At 72.0% G+C, this 16,357-nt stretch carries 15 protein-coding genes and 1 tRNA gene; 9 read left to right on the top strand and 7 right to left on the bottom strand.

What is annotated here, in order from left to right:
* Positions 1–21 precede the first annotated feature (21 nt).
* A complete protein-coding gene (locus tag O7616_RS03915) occupies positions 22–495 on the top strand; it encodes a hypothetical protein (protein ID WP_282305648.1) in 474 nt (157 codons plus the stop codon).
* Positions 496–542: 47 nt separating this feature from the next.
* Here the strand turns inward: O7616_RS03915 and O7616_RS03910 are convergent, their stop codons facing one another.
* From O7616_RS03910 to O7616_RS03900, 3 genes are all read right to left on the bottom strand, one after another.
* Positions 543–1,367: a class I SAM-dependent methyltransferase gene (locus O7616_RS03910; protein WP_282305647.1), complete on the bottom strand. Its 825-nt coding sequence runs from the start codon at positions 1,365–1,367 to the stop codon at positions 543–545.
* A gap of 236 nt (positions 1,368–1,603) precedes the next feature.
* Positions 1,604–1,680, bottom strand: a tRNA-Pro gene (locus O7616_RS03905).
* A 284-nt stretch (positions 1,681–1,964) separates the two neighbouring features.
* Complete coding sequence (locus O7616_RS03900; protein ID WP_282305646.1) at positions 1,965–2,858, bottom strand: metallophosphoesterase; 894 nt, start codon at positions 2,856–2,858, stop codon at positions 1,965–1,967.
* Positions 2,859–2,883: 25 nt separating this feature from the next.
* Between O7616_RS03900 and O7616_RS03895 the strand changes: the two genes are divergently transcribed.
* Positions 2,884–3,339, top strand: a complete 456-nt coding sequence (locus O7616_RS03895; protein ID WP_282263965.1) for a GatB/YqeY domain-containing protein — start codon at positions 2,884–2,886, stop codon at positions 3,337–3,339.
* Between the two features lie 94 nt (positions 3,340–3,433).
* On the opposite strand, the gene O7616_RS03890 is transcribed toward O7616_RS03895, so the two are convergent.
* Complete coding sequence (locus O7616_RS03890; protein WP_282305645.1) at positions 3,434–5,863, bottom strand: transglycosylase domain-containing protein; 2,430 nt, start codon at positions 5,861–5,863, stop codon at positions 3,434–3,436.
* Positions 5,864–6,270: 407 nt separating this feature from the next.
* Between O7616_RS03890 and O7616_RS03885 the strand changes: the two genes are divergently transcribed.
* The gene (locus tag O7616_RS03885) at positions 6,271–6,591 is read left to right on the top strand and encodes a WhiB family transcriptional regulator (RefSeq protein WP_145778553.1); all 321 of its coding nucleotides are present in this window, start codon (positions 6,271–6,273) and stop codon (positions 6,589–6,591) included.
* Positions 6,592–6,597: 6 nt separating this feature from the next.
* On the opposite strand, the gene O7616_RS03880 is transcribed toward O7616_RS03885, so the two are convergent.
* Genes O7616_RS03880 through O7616_RS03870 form a run of 3 tightly spaced genes read right to left on the bottom strand, consistent with a single transcriptional unit; the run spans position 6,598 to position 9,473 of the window.
* Positions 6,598–7,749, bottom strand: coding sequence for an ArsA-related P-loop ATPase (locus O7616_RS03880; protein ID WP_282305644.1), 1,152 nt, complete (start codon positions 7,747–7,749; stop codon positions 6,598–6,600).
* Positions 7,750–7,803: 54 nt separating this feature from the next.
* On the bottom strand, positions 7,804–8,781 hold the full coding sequence (locus O7616_RS03875; protein WP_282305643.1) for an ArsA-related P-loop ATPase: 978 nt from the start codon (positions 8,779–8,781) through the stop codon (positions 7,804–7,806).
* Between the two features lie 26 nt (positions 8,782–8,807).
* On the bottom strand, positions 8,808–9,473 hold the full coding sequence (locus O7616_RS03870) for a hypothetical protein (RefSeq protein WP_282307519.1): 666 nt from the start codon (positions 9,471–9,473) through the stop codon (positions 8,808–8,810).
* Between the two features lie 434 nt (positions 9,474–9,907).
* Between O7616_RS03870 and O7616_RS03865 the strand changes: the two genes are divergently transcribed.
* The 6 genes from O7616_RS03865 (at position 9,908) to O7616_RS03840 (ending at position 16,347) form a co-directional block, all read left to right on the top strand.
* On the top strand, positions 9,908–10,393 hold the full coding sequence (locus O7616_RS03865; protein WP_282263972.1) for a hypothetical protein: 486 nt from the start codon (positions 9,908–9,910) through the stop codon (positions 10,391–10,393).
* Between the two features lie 44 nt (positions 10,394–10,437).
* The gene (locus O7616_RS03860) at positions 10,438–10,593 is read left to right on the top strand and encodes a DUF4177 domain-containing protein (protein ID WP_007466198.1); all 156 of its coding nucleotides are present in this window, start codon (positions 10,438–10,440) and stop codon (positions 10,591–10,593) included.
* Positions 10,594–10,624: 31 nt separating this feature from the next.
* Positions 10,625–11,086 carry a RidA family protein gene (locus O7616_RS03855; RefSeq protein ID WP_282263973.1) on the top strand — a complete coding sequence of 154 codons (462 nt, stop codon included), beginning with the start codon at positions 10,625–10,627 and terminating at the stop codon, positions 11,084–11,086.
* Positions 11,087–11,200: 114 nt separating this feature from the next.
* Positions 11,201–12,037 (top strand): MBL fold metallo-hydrolase, encoded by an 837-nt coding sequence (locus O7616_RS03850; RefSeq protein WP_282305642.1) that lies wholly within the window; start codon positions 11,201–11,203, stop codon positions 12,035–12,037.
* Positions 12,034–15,657 carry an adenylate/guanylate cyclase domain-containing protein gene (locus O7616_RS03845; RefSeq protein WP_282305641.1) on the top strand — a complete coding sequence of 1,208 codons (3,624 nt, stop codon included), beginning with the start codon at positions 12,034–12,036 and terminating at the stop codon, positions 15,655–15,657. The genes O7616_RS03850 and O7616_RS03845 overlap by 4 nt, the downstream gene beginning before the upstream one ends.
* 186 nt (positions 15,658–15,843) lie before the next feature.
* Positions 15,844–16,347: a hypothetical protein gene (locus tag O7616_RS03840; RefSeq protein ID WP_282305640.1), complete on the top strand. Its 504-nt coding sequence runs from the start codon at positions 15,844–15,846 to the stop codon at positions 16,345–16,347.
* Positions 16,348–16,357: the final 10 nt, after the last annotated feature.

Here is a 16,357-nt window from a genome sequence, read left to right as displayed (position 1 = left end):
CGGGTCTGCGATGCTGGCCCGATGACCGGCACCTGGCGACATCTGCCCGCTTCCGCCCGCGCCATCGCGGTGACCGCCACCGCGGCCGTGGCCGCCGCCCAGGAACGGGACGGGCAGGCGTACGACGAGGCTGTCTCTGGGCTCGCCGCGGACGACCGCTCCGGCCTGGTGCTCGGCGCGGTGGTCCGGCTGCTGCTGGAGGAGAGCCATCCGGAGGGGTTGACCGGCGACGACGTACGCCAGGTGTTGACCCGCTGCGTGCAGGGGGCCACGCGGTGGCGCTCGGACGTCGACCCGCACGTGGTGCTCGTCCTGCTGGCCGGCGCCCTGGGCGTGTACGACCCCGAGGGCGACGAGTCGCCACCGGACGCGTCCGCACTGGCCCGGCACGCTCCACTGTTGGTGGCGGACCTGCTGGCGGCGACCGGCGCGCCGTTGGACGGCTACCTGGCGGCGGCGTTCGCCGAGATCGAGCGCACCGAACGCCAGGACTGACCGCGGTGGCGGCCACACCGGTGTGTGGCCGCCACCGTTCCAACAGGTCAGGCCGGGTCGGCGATACGCCGCGCCACGACCTCCAGGTATTCCGCCCCGATGCGGACCGTGCCGTCGGTGGACCGGTTGTGGGTGCGGGCCAGCTCCACCAGGTCCGCGTGCAGCTCCGGTCGGCGTTCCTCGGGCAGCGCCTCGAAGGCCTTCAGGGTCGGACCGTAGTTGGCCCGGAAGAAGAGGGCGAACTCCTCAGGCGTACCGAAGCGGAAGACGAACTCCCGGCGTACCGCCCGAATGTCGCCCACGGCCCCGCCGAGCAACTCGCGGACCCGGCCCTCGTCGCCCCAGTGCACCGGCGGGCGCAGCCCCGCCGGTGGCGGCACATGCCGCCCCACCGTGCGGAACAGCTCGCCGATGAAACCCTGCGGCGTCCACGACGCCAGAGCCACGGTGCCTCCGGGCCGGCAGACCCGGACCAACTCGGCCGCCGCCCGCTCCTGGTGCGGAGCGAACATCACGCCGACGACGGAGAGCACCGCGTCGAACGCGCCGTCGACGTACGCCAGACGCTCCGCGTCCCCGGTCACGAACGTGACCGGGAGCCGTTCCGCCGAGGCCCGCGCGCGGCCGCGTTCCAACAGTTCGGGTACGTAGTCGACGGCGGTCACGGTGCAGCCGCAGCGGGCTGCGGCGATGGCGGCGTTGCCGGTGCCGGTAGCCACGTCCAGCACCCGGTCGCACGCCGACAGGTCGGCCGCGGTCACCAGCAACTCGGCGATCGGGTGGATGAGGGCGGCGACAGCTCCGTAGTCGCCACTGGCCCAGGTCACCTGCTGGCGTGCCTTGACGGCGGTGAAGTCGAGTGTGGTGGTCATCGGTGGTCTCCCTCGGACGGCTCGTCGTGCCACCGACGCTAGGTGTGGCAGCACCTTCGGGGATCGGTAGAAACACCTATATTGGCTGCGTAGAGCCGGTGCGCATCCCGAAAGGCGCGGCTCGAAAGGCGCGGCTCGAAAGGCGCGGCTCGATCAGCCGGGCGCGGGCTGCCTGGTCGGCTCCGCCGAAAATGCTGAGAGGGCACATCCATGGATCGGATGTGCCCTCTTGCCTCTGGTCGGGGTGGCCGGATTCGAACCGACGACCTCTTCGTCCCGAACGAAGCGCGCTACCAAGCTGCGCCACACCCCGAGGCGTGCCGACAAATAGTAGCCCACCCGGTCCGATGGTCAAACTCGGTACCCCCGCCGCCCGGAACACCCCGCCGGAGCGACCAAGATCCGCACAACATCACCGATACTGCTGCCTCAGGACGCGCCGAGGCAGCAACATCCCCGATGTTGCGCGGATCGAGCCCGGCGCGCCCCGGACGAGCCTTGCGCGGATCAAGCGCGGCGCGCCCCGGACGAGCCCGGCGCGCCCCGGACGAGCGCCGCGCGCCCGGACGAGCGCGGCGCGGGCCCACGAGCGCGGCGTCAGCGGGGGATGAGGGTCAGGATGCTGGCCTCCGGGGGGCAGGCGAAGCGGACCGGGGCGGTGGGGTGGGTGCCGAGGCCGGCGGAGACGTGCAGCCAGGAGTCCGAGCCCGGCCACCGGTGCAGACCGCGCGCCATCGAGCGGGGCAGGCCGCAGTTGGTCACCAGGGCCCCGTAGCCCGGTACGCAGACCTGACCGCCGTGGGTGTGCCCGGCCAGCAGCAGACCGAAGCTGTCGGCGGCCATCTGGTCGAGCACCCGTGGCTCGGGGGAGTGCGTCACGGCGATGGACAGGTCGGCGGAGGACGAGACCTTTCCGGCCACGGACGGGTAGTCATCCCGGTCGATGTGGGGGTCGTCGACCCCGACCAGGTCCACCTGCCGACCACCGGCCTTCAGCATGGTCCGGGCGTTGTTGAGGTCGACCCAACCGGCGCCGGTGAAGACCTGGCGCAGTTCCTCGTAGGGCAGCTCGACACCCTCGGTGTACTCCCGGTCGGGCAGGAAGTAGGTGAACGGGTTCTTCAGCACCGGGCCGGTGTAGTCGTTGGAACCGAAGACGAACGCTCCGGGGAAGTCCAGCAGCGGCTGGAGGGCCCGCAGCACCCCGGGCACCGCGCCCGGGTGGGCCATGTTGTCGCCGGTGACCACCACCAGGTCGGGGTCCAGGGCGGCCAGCGACGCCACCCAGCGCTGCTTGCGTGCCTGGTCGGGCGTCATGTGCAGGTCGGACAGGTGCAGCACACGCAGCGGCTCCGCGTCGGCCGGGAGCACCGGCACGTCGTACCGCCGCAGGGTGAACATGTTGCGCTCGATGAGCGACGCGTACGCGAGGGTGGCCGCGCCGACCGTGGCGGTTCCGGCGGCAAGCCGGAATAGTGTGCGCTTTCGCATGGCGTTCAGGGTAGTTTGACCGTCCATGAGCACGCTGAAGGACCGCCTCACCGCCGACATGCGTTCCGCGCTCAAGGCGCGCGACGAGCTGACCACCTCCACGCTGCGGATGGCCCTGGCCGCCGTCGGCAATGCGGAGGTCGCCGGCAAGGCCAAGCGCGACCTCACCGACGACGAGGTGCTCGCGGTGCTGACCAAGGAGGCCAAGAAGCGCCGGGAGGCCGCCACCGCGTTCGCCGACGCCGGTCGCGCCGAGCAGGCCGCGAAGGAGACCGCCGAGGGTGAGGTGCTGGACCGTTACCTGCCCAAGCAGCTCCCGGACGCCGAGTTGGCCGAGCTGGTGTCGGGGGCGCTCGCCGCGGGTGGCTTCACCGGTAAGAGCCAGATGGGCCCGGCGATGAAGGCGGCCCAGGCCGCGGTGGCGGGTCGGGCCGAGGGCGGTCGGGTGGCCGCGGAGGTACGCCGACAGCTCGGTCTCTGACACCAGCGGGACCAGCGTCGGCCTACCGGGGCCGGACAGACGAACGGGCGGGCACCCGAGGAGGGTGCCCGCCCGTTGTGTCCTACTCGTCGGCTCAGCCGCCGGGACGGCCGTTGCCGGGTCGGCCGGGCTGGTTGCCGGGCGGGTTGCCCGGCGTGCCGTCGGTGTTGCCCGGCGCGCCGCTGCCGCTGCTGACCTGGATGCTGACCAGGCCACCCTTGATCGTGCGACCGTCCGGGCTGGTGCCGGCGGCGTCGCCGGCCTTGCACGAGGAGGGGACCTTCGTGCTGGAGACGACCGGTTCGAAGCCGGCGCCCTTGAGCCGGGACTTCGCCTGGTCCACCGAGATGCACTTCACGTCGGGGATGCTGCGCTGGTCGCCCTCGGAGATCTTCTGGCCCGGCGGCTCGAAGTTGATCTTCGGCTTGCCCTTCATGGCGTCCCGCAGCGTCTCCCACACCGGCGGGTTGATGCCGTCCTTCTCCGCGTGCTTCATCTTGACGTTCGTCTGCGGCCAGTCCGGGTCGGCCATGATGCCGGCGACCGAGTACTGCTTGGTCATCGCGACCAGGGCGGCGGTCTTCTCCGAGTCGGTGGTGCCGGACTTGCCGGCCACCGGGTAACCGACGTCGCCGCGGACGTTGGGGGCGGTGGCACCCGTGCACTTCGAGGACGACGACTTGTCACCGACCGGGCAGCGGGCGGCGTCAACGGCGGCGCGGGCCACGTCGGTGCTGAACCGCTTCTCGCACCGCGGGTTGGCGATGTCCAGCTTGTTGCCCTCCGGGTCGCGGATCTCCTGCACCGGGATCGGTTCGCAGTACTTACCGTCCGCGGCGAGGGTGGCGTAGGCGTTGGCCAGGTCGAGCGGGGTGGTCTGCGAGACGCCCAGGGTGAACGCACCCCACTGGTGCGCACCCTTCTCCAGGTCCAGGTCCTCCTGGGACCGGAAGTTGATGCCCAGCCGCTTCGCGGCCTTGACCACGTTCTCCGCACCGACCTGCTGCTGCAGGGGCACGAAGTAGGTGTTGACCGAGCGGCCGAACGCGCTCCACATGTTGTGCGGGCCGGCCATGCTGTCGGTGGAGTTGGTGGGGCAGTAGAAGCTGGTCCCCGGGCAGGCCGCCGGGCCGGGCCGGATGATGTATTCCGACTTGAACTGCTTCGGCGCGTTGATGCTGTAGCTGAGCGGGATGCCCTTCTCCAGCGCCGCCACGATGGTGAACATCTTGAACGTCGACCCGGCCTGGTAGCCGGTGATGCCGTCGCCGCCGGTGAGCAGCGGGTTCACCGTGGCCGGGTAGTTGCCCCGGATCTTCTTCTTGCTCTTCGCCGGGTCGCTGGAGATCTTGTTCTTCGGGTTCTTCGGGTCGTCCAGCTTGAACTGCCTGTTCACCGCGAGCGCCCGGACCCGGCCGGTGCCGGGCTCGACCACCGCGACCATGGCGGCTTCCTTGCTGTTCTCGCTCTTGGCCTTGCGGACCGCCTTGTCCGCGGCCCTCTGCGCCTGGACGTCGATGGAGGTGACGACGGTGTAGCCGCCGCTCTTCAGACGACGCTCGCGGTCGTACGTGGTCGAGCCGAACGTCTCCTGATCCATCCACCAGCGGTAGAAGTAGTCGCAGAAGAAGCCCCAGCTGTTGACGTTGGCGGAGACGCAGCCGTTCGGGGTGCGCTTGTCCTTCACCTCGAGCTTGACGGCCTTGGCGGCGTCGGCCTCCTGCTGCGTGATGGCCTTGATCTCGACCATGTTGTCGATGACGTAGTCGCGCCGTTCCAGGGCGAGCGGGTAGCCGGCCTTGGTGGTCGGGTCGTTCGTCGTCGGTGCCTTGACCATGCCGGCCAGCAGCGCCGCTTCCTCGATCTTGAGCTTGCTCGGCGGCTTACCGAAGTAGACCTGGCTGGCGGCGAAGATGCCGTACGCGCCGTTGCCGAACGAGGCGAGGTTGAGGTAGCGGGTGAGGATCTCGTCCTTGGAGAACTCCTTGTCGACCTGGAGGGCCAGCCGCATCTCGCGGAGCTTGCGGGCGCTGGTGTCCTCGGTCGCCGCCACCACGTCGGCCGGGTGGGTGGCCGAGTAGGCGATGGCCAGCCGGACGTACTGCATCGTCAGCGTCGAGGCGCCCTGCCGGCCGGCGCCCTCGTTCTGGTTGTTGACGAACGCGCGGGCGACACCGTTGATGTCGACGCCGTTGTGCTTGTAGAAGTCGTGGTCCTCGGCCGCGATGATGGCCTTCTGCATGTACGGCGAGATGTCGGCGAGCTTCACGTCGCGCCGGTTCTCGTCGTACATCGTCGCGAGCGGTGTCTTGCCGTCCGAGGCCAGCAGGTAGCTGATCTGTGGCGCGCGGGCCACGGTCAGCTCCGTGGGCAGGGCGCCGAATGTCTCGGCTCCGGCCTTCGCGGCCAAGCCGGACATCGCCACCGCGGGGAAGGCCGCCGCAGCGACCACCACGCCGGCCAACAGGCCACACACGAGTAGCGATGCGGCGTTGGTCAGCACATTGTGGTCACGTTTCCGCATCCAGGTCACCTCGACAGGGTACGCGAGTAGGGAACGAGGGGCGCTGGGGCGTTCTTTCCCCATTTCCTGCGCGCGCTGCCCTCGTTGTGCTAAACGCACGACCCCCGGTGCTTGGTTGCGTGTGACCTGGCGTGAGTCTCCTCCGAATCGAGGAGGCGGCGCAGCGTTATCGCTGACCTGGGCGGGGTAACCGGCGGTCGAAGGCCCGGGAAGCCGGGAGTGTCCGGAATGATGGATTTCGCCGACAACGTTGCGTAATCGGTCGACTACAGAGCATGATGGGGGCGGCGACAGAGCCACATGTCGTCCGCGCCGCCTTGGGGAAGGTAGGCCGGGCGACCGGGGGGAATTGCCGGCTGACGTGCATCGACGAGGTCGGTAGGTACTGCAAGGGGGGACGTGTACACATGGGCATGATCACTGACTGGCCGTCGCTGGCGGCATGTCAGAACGGGGACCCGGACGCGTTGTTCGTACAGGGCGCCGAACAGAACGTGGCGAAGCGGATCTGCCGGAGCTGCCCAGTTCGGTACGAGTGCCTGGCCGACGCGCTGGACAACCGGATCGAGTTCGGTGTGTGGGGTGGCATGACCGAACGCGAACGGCGGGCGCTGCTGCGTCGTCACCCGCAGGTGACGAGCTGGCGCAAGATGTTCGAGGCTGCGATGAAGAAGAACAGCAAGGACAAGACCGGCAAGGACAAGATCCTGGTCAGCGCGACCAACTGAAGCCGGTCACGGCCGGCTGATCGCCGCGCCGATCGTCCGCAGCCCGTCGACGTCGTGTACGTCGGCGGGCTGAGCCGTCACCGACACCGCCGGCACCGCCGGGAACGCCTCGGTGAAGCGCGCGGCGACCTGCTGCTCGCGTACCGCCTGGCGGGCCAGCGCCGCGTGGGCCCGCAACACGTCGGCGGTGGCCTCGTGCCCACCCAGCTCGGTCAGCCGCTCGGCGGCGACCCGGCTCTGCTCGGCGTCCAACTCCGGCACCGCCGGTCGGTGCACCCGGTTGAGCACCAGGCCGGCGAGCGGCATCCGCTCGTCACGTAGACGGCCCGCGAAGTAGGCGGCCTCCCGGACCGCGTCCGGCTCCGGAGCCGCGACCAGCAGGAAGGCCGTCTCCCGCGCCTGAAGGATGCGGTACGTCTGCTCCGCGCGCTGCCGGAAACCGCCGAACATCGAGTCCAGGGCGGCCACGAAGCCGGACAGGTCGGTGAGCAGTTGCGCGCCGAGCACCTTCTGCACCACCTTCGAGAACATCCCGAACGAGGCCGTGACCAGGCTGAACATGCTCCGACCGCCGCTGCGCGCCGGAGCGAGCAGCAGTCGCAGCATCCGGCCGTCGAGGAAGCGGGAGAGTCGGGCCGGCGCGTCCAGGAAATCCAGTGCCGAGCGGGACGGTGGGGTGTCCACGACGATCAGGTCCCACTCGCCCCGGGCGTGCAGCTGACCCAGCTTCTCCATCGCCATGTACTCCTGCGTGCCGGCGAAGGTCGAGCTCATTGCCTGGTAGAACGGGTTCGCGAAGATCTCCGCGGCCTTCGCCGGATCGGTGTGCTGCAGCACCACGTCGTCGAAGGTGCGCTTCATGTCCAGCATCATGGCGTGCAACTCGCCGCCGCTGCTCTCGACGTCGATGCCCTTGACCTGACGAGGGGTGTTGTCCAACTCGGTCAGGCCCAGCGACTGCGCCAGCCGGCGAGCCGGGTCGATGGTGAGCACCACGGTGCGCCGGCCGTGCTGCTCGGCAGCCCGCAGTGCCAGCGCCGCGGCGGTGGTCGTCTTCCCCACCCCGCCGGCACCGCAGCACACGACGATCCGTACGCCGGGGTCGGCGAGGATCTGGTCGACGTCCAGCTGCGGCGCCGCGTCTTCGGAAGGCACCAATCGAGCGTATCGGGCCGCGTGGGTCCACGCGCCGGTGCTGAGCTCAGGTGTGAGTCAATCGGCGCTGACGAGGGCTCGGGCCAGGGTCATCAGGCCCGCCCGGTCCACCCCGTCGGGCAGCAACGGCAGCTCGATCATCGGCAGCCCCAACTCCACCAGGTCGGCGCGGAGCGAATCCTCCAGTTCGCGCCGGATGAGCTGGTCCCGGGCCTCGTCGTGCAAACCGGCCACGATGTCCCGGTCGGCAGGCAACCCGGCGGCGACCAACCCGCGTCGCAGCTCGGCGGCGGTGAGCGCCGGACCGGCGGGCAGTCGGGGCCGAGCGCCGTTGACGATCACCTTCCCGACGCCGAAGCCGAGCGAGGTCAGGTCCGCGATCGCGTCCACCGTCTCCTGTACCGGCATCTCCTCCAGCAGCGTGACGACGTGCACCGCGGTCATCGGGGAGCGCAGCAGCGCTGAGACGCCCTCGCTCTGGGTCTTGATCGGGCCCACCTTGGCCAGCCGGGCGGTCTCCGCCGTCACGTTGAGGAAACGGCCGATCCGTCCGGTCGGCGGGGCGTCCAACACCACCGCGTCGTACGCGCGGCGCTGTCCGGCGGTGCGGGTGGTCGCCTCCTTCACCTTGCCGGTGAGCAGCACGTCCCGGAGGCCCGGCGCGATGGTGGTGGCGAAGTCGATGGCGCCGAGCTTGCGCAGCGCCCGGCCGGCCGCGCCCAGCTTGTAGAACATGTCGAGGTACTCGAGCAACGCCTCCTCGGCGTCCACCGCCAGGGCGCGCACCTCACCGCCGTCCGGTGCGTCGGCGAGGTGCCGCTCCTCGTAGGGCAGCGGGTCGATGCCGAACAGTTGGGCGATGCCCTGCCGCCCCTCGACCTCGACCAGCAGGGTGCGCCGACCACCGGCGGCGAGCGCGAGGGCCAGGGCCGCCGCGACGCTGGTCTTGCCGGTGCCGCCCTTGCCGGTCACCACGTGAAGGCGGGCGGACCATCCCGTACCGGCCGGCTCGGTCGGCCGCTCAGCTGCACACACCCGTCGAGCCTATCCAGGGTCGGCGGTCACGCGACCTCGCAGACCCACCAACCCGTCTTCTGCACCACTGTGAAACGTAGGTCCTGGTCAGCCACCTTCTCGTCGGAGGTGGTCATGGTGACCCGGGTGGAGACCGTGGCCCGGTCGCCGGTCTGGTTGTCCACCTTCGGGGTGGTCCACCGGAAGCGGGGGTTCTGGTGCGCGGAGGCGTACTTCTGCACCTCGGCGACCTTCGCGGCGATCTTCTCGTCGTCGCGGGAGGCCGCGCAGACCCGGCTGGCCGCCTTGGTGGCGTCACGGTCCTTGTAGACCGCGGTGAGGAACTCGTCGACCGCGACCGCCGGCTCCTTGGCGCCTTCGCCGGTCTCGGCGTCGCGCAGGGTCAGGAACGCCACCACACCACCGCCCACGCAGAGCACCATGATCACGACCAGTGCGATCGCCGCGATCAGCAGGCCGTTCTTCTTCTTCGGCGCGCCGGTGCCCTGGTACGGCGGATATCCCGGCGGGGGTGGTGGGATCTCCGCGGTGCCCGACCCGGGCGGAGCCGCAGCCGGGGTCGGTCCGACCGGGCGTTCCGGTTGCCCGACGTCACCTGCCTGGGCGGGGGCGGCGGGGAGCGCCGGCTGGGCGGAGGACGCGGGGAGGGCGAGTCGCCCGGACGGTGCGGCGGGGGCTGTCTGGCCGGGGATGGCCGGAGGGCCCGACTGGCCGGCGGGCTCCGGTTGGGCCGAAGGGTGGGCGGTCGGGCCGGCCTGGTCGCCGCTGGGCGGTTGGGTCATCGTCGTTCCCTCGGGGGTGCGACGCCCGCCGCCACCCAGGGCGTCGAGCGTGATCGAGCGGGCGGCCGGGCGCTGCGCGACCGTCCGACCGGAAGGGTAACCGTCGATTACCGATTCGGCGTCGCCCTGCCATACCGAGCGGGCGTCCGGTCGGATGGGCCGACAGCGACATCGACTGCCCCCATTGGCGATCTGTCGCATATGTGACTGTTGATGACTGGTTGTGCGCGTCCTGTTGGCGGGACCGGGGCCATCGACCTACCTTCGTCCCGGTGCGGGGGCCGGAACGGACGAATGGGCCCGGGCCGGAAGCATGATCCGAGAGGTACGACCGGAGGCACTGCATGCGCGACGCGGACAACAGCCCTCGCACCCAGTTCCCGACCAACGACCGGCCGCGACGGCCCGGATCCGTGGTCGAGACCGGCGGGGGGCCGGTCGGCGGTCAGCCGGTCAACGAGCGGTCGTACCGCCGGATGTCGGAGCAGACGGAGACCGCCCGGACGCCGAGCCGCCCCGCCGAGCGGGCCCGCGACGACGACGAGCCGGGGTACGTCATCCACCTGCCGATCCGCGTGCCGAGTCTGGCGGCGGCGACCGTGCTGGCCGGCCGGGTCGCGGTGTCCCTGGGCTTCCTGCCCGAGCTGGACGCCGGCGAGACCACCGTGTCCAACGCCGACGACCAGAACAACAGGCACCGGGTCTTCTGCGACCTGCTGCTGCCCGACCGGTCCCGCTGCCCCCAGGGGTACGAGCACGAGGGCCTCTGTGGGGAGGTGCCGGCCGCGCCGGAGCAGCGTCCCGCGTCCCGCCCGGCCGGCGGACCGTAGGCTGTCCCTCGAACAATTCCGCACCGAGAGGGAGCGCTTCAGCGATGCAGAAGTGGGAATACTCCACGGTCCCGCTGCTGGTCCACGCGACCAAGCAGATCCTCGACAACTGGGGCGAGGACGGGTGGGAGCTCGTCGCCGTGGTCCCCGGGCCCAACCCGGACCAGCTGGTCGCCTACCTGAAGCGGCCCAAGGCGTGAGCGCGGCGCAACGGATTCCCGAGGTGACGCGGTGAGCAACGGTCCGCACGCGAAGCTCGCCGAGCTGGGCTTCGAACTGCCCGAGGTCGTGCCGCCGGTGGCCAGCTACGTGCCGGCCGTGCAGTCCGGGCAGCACGTCTACGTCTCCGGCCAGTTGCCGATCGCCGAGGGCAAACTGCTCGCGACCGGCAAGGTCGGCGCCGGGATCTCCGCCGAGCAGGCGAAGGATCTGGCGCAGCGCTGCGGGCTCAACGCGTTGGCCGCTGTCGACTCCCTCGTCGGCCTGGAGAACGTCGTCAAGGTGGTCAAGGTGACCGGTTTCGTGGCCTCCGCGCCCGGCTTCACCGGTCAGCCCGCGGTGATCAACGGTGCCTCCGACCTCTTCGGCACCGTCTTCGGCGAGGCCGGTCGCCACGCCCGCAGCGCCGTCGGTGTGGCCGAACTGCCCCTCGACGCCCCGGTGGAGATCGAGTTGATCGTCGAGGTCGCCTGACGCGTCGGCGTCATCCGCGATCCGTCGGAAGGAAGGGCCCTTTTCGCGGCCCTTCCTTCCGGTTCGCCGCGCAAGATCGTGGGGTGTGGCGGGCGGGGTCGTACGATCGCAGCCATGAGCGGGCACGTGACGGCGCCGGCGGCGGCGCTCGCCGACGAGCTGCCGACCTGGGTGACGTTGCTGCGTGCGCCGAACCCCGGGCCGATGACCCTCGACGGCACCAACACCTGGGTGCTGCGCGCCCCGGCCGGCGAGCAGGCCATCGTGGTCGACCCCGGGCCGGCGGACGAGGGGCACCTGACCCGCATCGCCGAGCACGGGCCCATCGGGCTGATCCTGATCACCCACGGCCACCCGGACCACACCGAGGGTGCCGCACGGTTGAGCGAACTACTCGGCGGCGTGCACGTCCTCGCGGCCGACCCGGCGCACACCATCGGCGGCGAGCCGCTGACCGAACCGGATGAAGACCTCGGCGGCTTCGGCCTGGAGATCCGCCTGCTGGGCACCCCCGGGCACACCGCCGACTCGGTCTGCTTCCTGGTCGAGCACGGCGACGAGCGGGTGGTGCTCACCGGTGACACCATCCTCGGTCGGGGCACCACCGTCGTCGCCCACCCCGACGGGCACCTCGGCGACTACCTGAAGAGCCTCGCGCTGCTGTCCGCGTACCGGCGGATCCCGGCCCTGCCGGGCCACGGTCCCGCGCTCGCCGACTGCGCCGCCGCCGCCGACTTCTACCTCGCGCACCGCCGGGCGCGGCTCGACCAGGTCCGGGCCGCGGTCGCCGCCGGAGCAAGCACCCCCGCCGACGTGGTGGCGGCGGTCTACGCGGACGTGGACCGCTCGCTCTGGTGGGCGGCCGAGTGGTCGGTCCGCGCCCAACTCGAATATCTGGGTGCCGACCCCGGGGAATCCGCGCCCGGGGTCAGTGGGTTGGAGCACATGTGACCTGCCCCGTGTGTGGAACCGTCGCTGTTCCCGGCGCGCGGTTCTGCCACAACTGCGGTGCCGCGTTGCCGGCCGCCGCCACGTTGCCGGCGGCCGAGCGCCGGGTGGTCACCGTGCTCTTCGGTGACCTCTCCGAGTTCACCTCCTGGTCCGAGGACCTCGACCCGGAACGGGTCGGCGCGGTCACCGACCGGGTGCTCGCCGCGCTGGCCGGTGCGGTGAAGACGTTCGGCGGGCACGTCGACAAGCTCACCGGCGACGGGATCATGGCGGTCTTCGGCGCTCCGGTGGCGCACGAGGACGACGCCGAACGCGCGGTTCGGGCCGCCCTGTCCATGCAGCGGGCCGTCCGCCGGGTGCTCGACGACGAACGGGGCGGCGGCGCGCCGCTCGGACTGCGCGTCGGCTTGAACACCGGTGACGTCATCGCGGGCATCCAGGCCGCCATCGAGTACACGGTCATCGGCGACACCGTGAACACCGCCGCCCGGCTGGCCGACGCCGCCGCCGTCGGCGCGGTGTACGCCGGAGGGCGCACCGCCGCCGCGACCCGGCACGTGTCGTCCTGGCGGGCGCTGCGCCCGCTGCGGCTCAAGGGCAAGCGGGAACCGGTCGAGGCGTACGAGCTGCTCGGTCTCCTGGACGCGCCGGGCACCCGGTCGGGGCTCGGCGACGAGGCACCGTACGTCGGCCGGGAGACGGAGATCGGTCGGGTCGCCGGTCGGCTCGCCGAGGTGATCGACCAGGGGGACCCGCGGGTGCTGCTGATGACCGCCGAGGCGGGCATCGGCAAGTCCCGGTTCGCCGCGGAGGTCGAGCGTCTCGCCGCCGGGTACGACGTCGGCCCCGGCCGGTACGCGGCGCACACCGGCGCTCGGGTGCTCTCGGTGCGGTGCGCCGCGTTCGGTGAGCGTCGTCGGCTCGCGCCCCTGGCCGACCTGGTGCGTGCCGCCGTCGGCCTGCCCAGTGACGCGGCCACCGCGCTGACCCGACCGGCTGTGGAGGAGCGACTGCGGCGGCTCGGGCAGCGACTCGCCCGCTCCGGCGGCGAGACCGCGCCGATCGCCGTCGAGCAACTGCTCGCCCTGCTCGGCTACGGCGAACTGCCCGCGCACCCGGGCACCGACACCGGGGAGTGGGGTGGGTCGGGCCTCCCGGCCGCGGACGCGGAGGCGGTGCCGAACGCGGTCGCCGACCTGCTCAGCGGCCTCGCCTCGGAGGCGCCGCTGGTGATCGTGGTGGACGACCTGCACGACGCCACCGCCGAGACGATCAGTGCCCTCGGGATGACCCTGTCCCGGCTCACCGGCCCGGTCCTGGTGCTGCTGCTCGGTCGGCCGGAGCTGGTGCGTACCGCCGGGGCGCTGACCCGGGTCGCGGACGCCGAGGTGCACTCCCTGCCGCCGCTGCGCGGTGCCGACGCGGCACGGCTGCTCACCAGCTACCTGTCCGGTGGCAGGCTGCCCCAGGCCGACACGGACCGGCTGCTCGCCACCGCGCAGGGCAACCCCTTCTACCTGGCCGAGTTGGTCACCCTGCTGATCGAGCGGGGGGCGCTCACCACGGAGTCCGGGCGGGGCGTCCGCGCGTCGGGGGAACGCCCCGGCACCGGCGATCAGAGCGCGTCGGCCAGTTGGCGGCTGGTGCCCGGTTCGCTGGGTAGCCGTCTGCTCTCCCGGGACCTCGCCGCCGTCCTCGCCGCCCGGATCGACGCCCTGCCACCGGATGCCCGTTCGGTGCTGCGTGACGCCGCGGTGATCGGGGACACGGTGCCGAACGGCGCGTTGGAGGCGATGCGCGAGCAGCGTGCCGGCCGCGACGGCCGACCGTCGGCCGTGGTCGCCGTGGAACTCGACCGGGCCGTCGAGGAGTTGCTGCAACGCCGGATGCTGCACCGCTCCCGCACCGGCTACTCGTTCGCGACCCCGCTGATGCGGGAGGCCGCGTACGCCGGGGTGAGCAAGGCGGAGCTGGCCGAGCGGCACGCCGCACTGGCCCGCTGGGCGGCGCCGACGGACGAGGCCGCCTCCGCCGGGCCGGGCGGGTTCACCGACGAGGCCCGGGACGACTTCGTGGCGACGCACGTCGAGCGGGCCGCGAGGCTCGCCGACGCGGTGAAGCTGCGCCCGGACGCGCCGGCCCGCGCGGTGGTGCCGCTCGGCGTCGCCGCGCTCGGCCGGGCCGCCCGCCGGTCGCTGTCCGCCGGCGAGCCGGTGCTGGCCGTCGAGTACGCCGAGCGCGCCACCGAGCTGGCCCGCGACGGGGTGCCGGCGGCCGATCGGGTGGTGCACGCCCGAGCGCTGCTCCAGGTCGGCCGGGTCGCCGACGCGTTGGCGTACGCCGAGAAGATCGCCGCGAACGCGGGCGACGAGGCCACCCGGGTGGGTGCCCTGCTGCTCGCCGGGCAGGCCCAGGAGACCCTGGGGGACCAGGGTCGGGCGATGACCGCCTGGCAGGAGGCGTTGCAGGTGGCCACCGCGGGCGGCCTGCCCGTCCAACGTGCCACCGCGATGCGTCGACTCGGGATGGCCGACTTCGTGGCCGGACGGCTGAGCCAGGCGAGCAGCCGGTTGGCTGCCGCGTACCAGGTCAGCCTCGGCGCGCAGGACCGGCGTGGGCAGGCGTGGTCGCTGCAGAACCTGGCGTGGGTCACCACCACCCGGGGTGACTTCGCCGGCACCGACGCCGTGCTCGGTCGGGCCGCCCGGCTCTTCGCCGAGTTGAAGGACCCGTACGGGCAGGCGTGGCTGCGTGGCACCACGGCGTTCGCCCGACTGCTCGCCGGTCGGCTGCGCGAGGCGTGCCGGATGGCGCAGGTGTTCCTGCCCTTCGGGGAGCGGGTCGGCGAGGCGTGGGCGGTGGGCACGCTGCGCGCGGTGGCCGCGTTCGCCACCGCCGAGCTGGGTGACCTGGCCGAGGCGGACCGGGAGGCCCGGCGGGCGTACCGGGAGTTCGCCGCCGCGTCCGACGACTGGGGCCGGGGGTTCGCCCTGGTGGTCCGGGCTGTGGTGGCGCGCGGGCTGGGCGAGCCGGAGCACGCGGCGGACCTGCTCACCGACGCCCTGGCGTACGCCGAGCGCACCTCGCACCCGCTGCTCACCGGGATGGCCGGCACGCTTCGCGGGTTCGTGGCGTTGGACCTGGGCGACTGCGAGACCGCCGAGCAGATGGCCCGTTCGGTGCTGACCACGGTGGAGCCGCACAATCCGCAGGCCCCGGCGCAGGTGGCGCCTCGGGTGCTGCTGGCGACGGCACGCCTGGCCGCCGGTGACTCGGCGACCGCGGTGGGGCTGCTCGCCCCGGTGGCCACGGCCGCCGCGAACGCGCCCTCGCTGCTGTTCTCCCGCCGTCAGACGATGGCCCAGTACGCGGCGGCGCTGCTCGCCCACGGTCAGCGGGAGCAGGCGTTGGACTGGGCCCGACGGGCGGTCACCGCCCCGGCCGAGGACGTGCGCAGTCAGGTGATCGCGGCGAGTGTGCTGGCCGAGGCCCTGGCCGCCTGCGGCCAGCCGACGGAGGCGCTGTCCTGCGCGCAGGAGGCGGTCCGCCTGGCGTACGCGACCGAGCAGCGCAGCGAACGCCCCGCCGCCGACGCCCTGCACGCCCGCCTCTCCCCCTGACTTCGGTGATCAAGAGGTTTGCGTCAGGAAACGGCCGTGCGGTGACGGAAACCTCTTGATCAACCCGAATGGGTCGGCTGGGTTTCTGCCGGTTTTGGGGATGTGGTCATCGGGGTGAGCCGCTAGCGTGTCACCACCGTCTGCTGGTCCACAGTGGTGACGTCGCCGTGCCTGGGGAGGCCCTTCATGAAGCTGCCGCGTTCCATCGCGGGCTGGACCATCGCGGTCTTCGGCGTGTTGGCGCTGGTGATGGGCACGGTCGGGCTGCTCTGGCCGGAGGCGCAGCTACGCATGCTCGGGTTCGAGGTGCCGGAGACGCGTGCCGTCGGCGATCACACCGGCACCTTCCTGCTGGCGTCCTCGATGGCGGCGTTCAACATGGGCGTCTACTACCTGCTGGCCACCGTCACCGAGTGGCGGGTGTTCTACCGGTTCACGGTGGTCTTCCGGCTGGTCACGTTCACCGTCTTCACCATCGCGGTGCTGGCCGACATCGCTCCGGACCGGTTCTTCGGCGTGGCGGCGTGGGAGGGGCTGGGTGCCGTCGCCACAGCCGTCGGCCTGCGCCTGGACGCTCGCCGGGGCGGGTCGGCGGGCGATGTCGGCACGTCCGACGGTGCCGGGTCGGCCGCGGTCGCCGAGGAGGGTACCGGTCCGGCCGGTGCCGCTCCGGCGGACGCGGTGCGCTGAGCCATCGGTC

This window comes from Micromonospora sp. WMMD964 (assembly GCF_029581455.1).
GTDB lineage: Bacteria > Actinomycetota > Actinomycetes > Mycobacteriales > Micromonosporaceae > Micromonospora.
The sequence above is the reverse complement of the archived record's forward strand: the minus strand, read 5'-3'. Positions and strand labels throughout refer to the sequence as shown.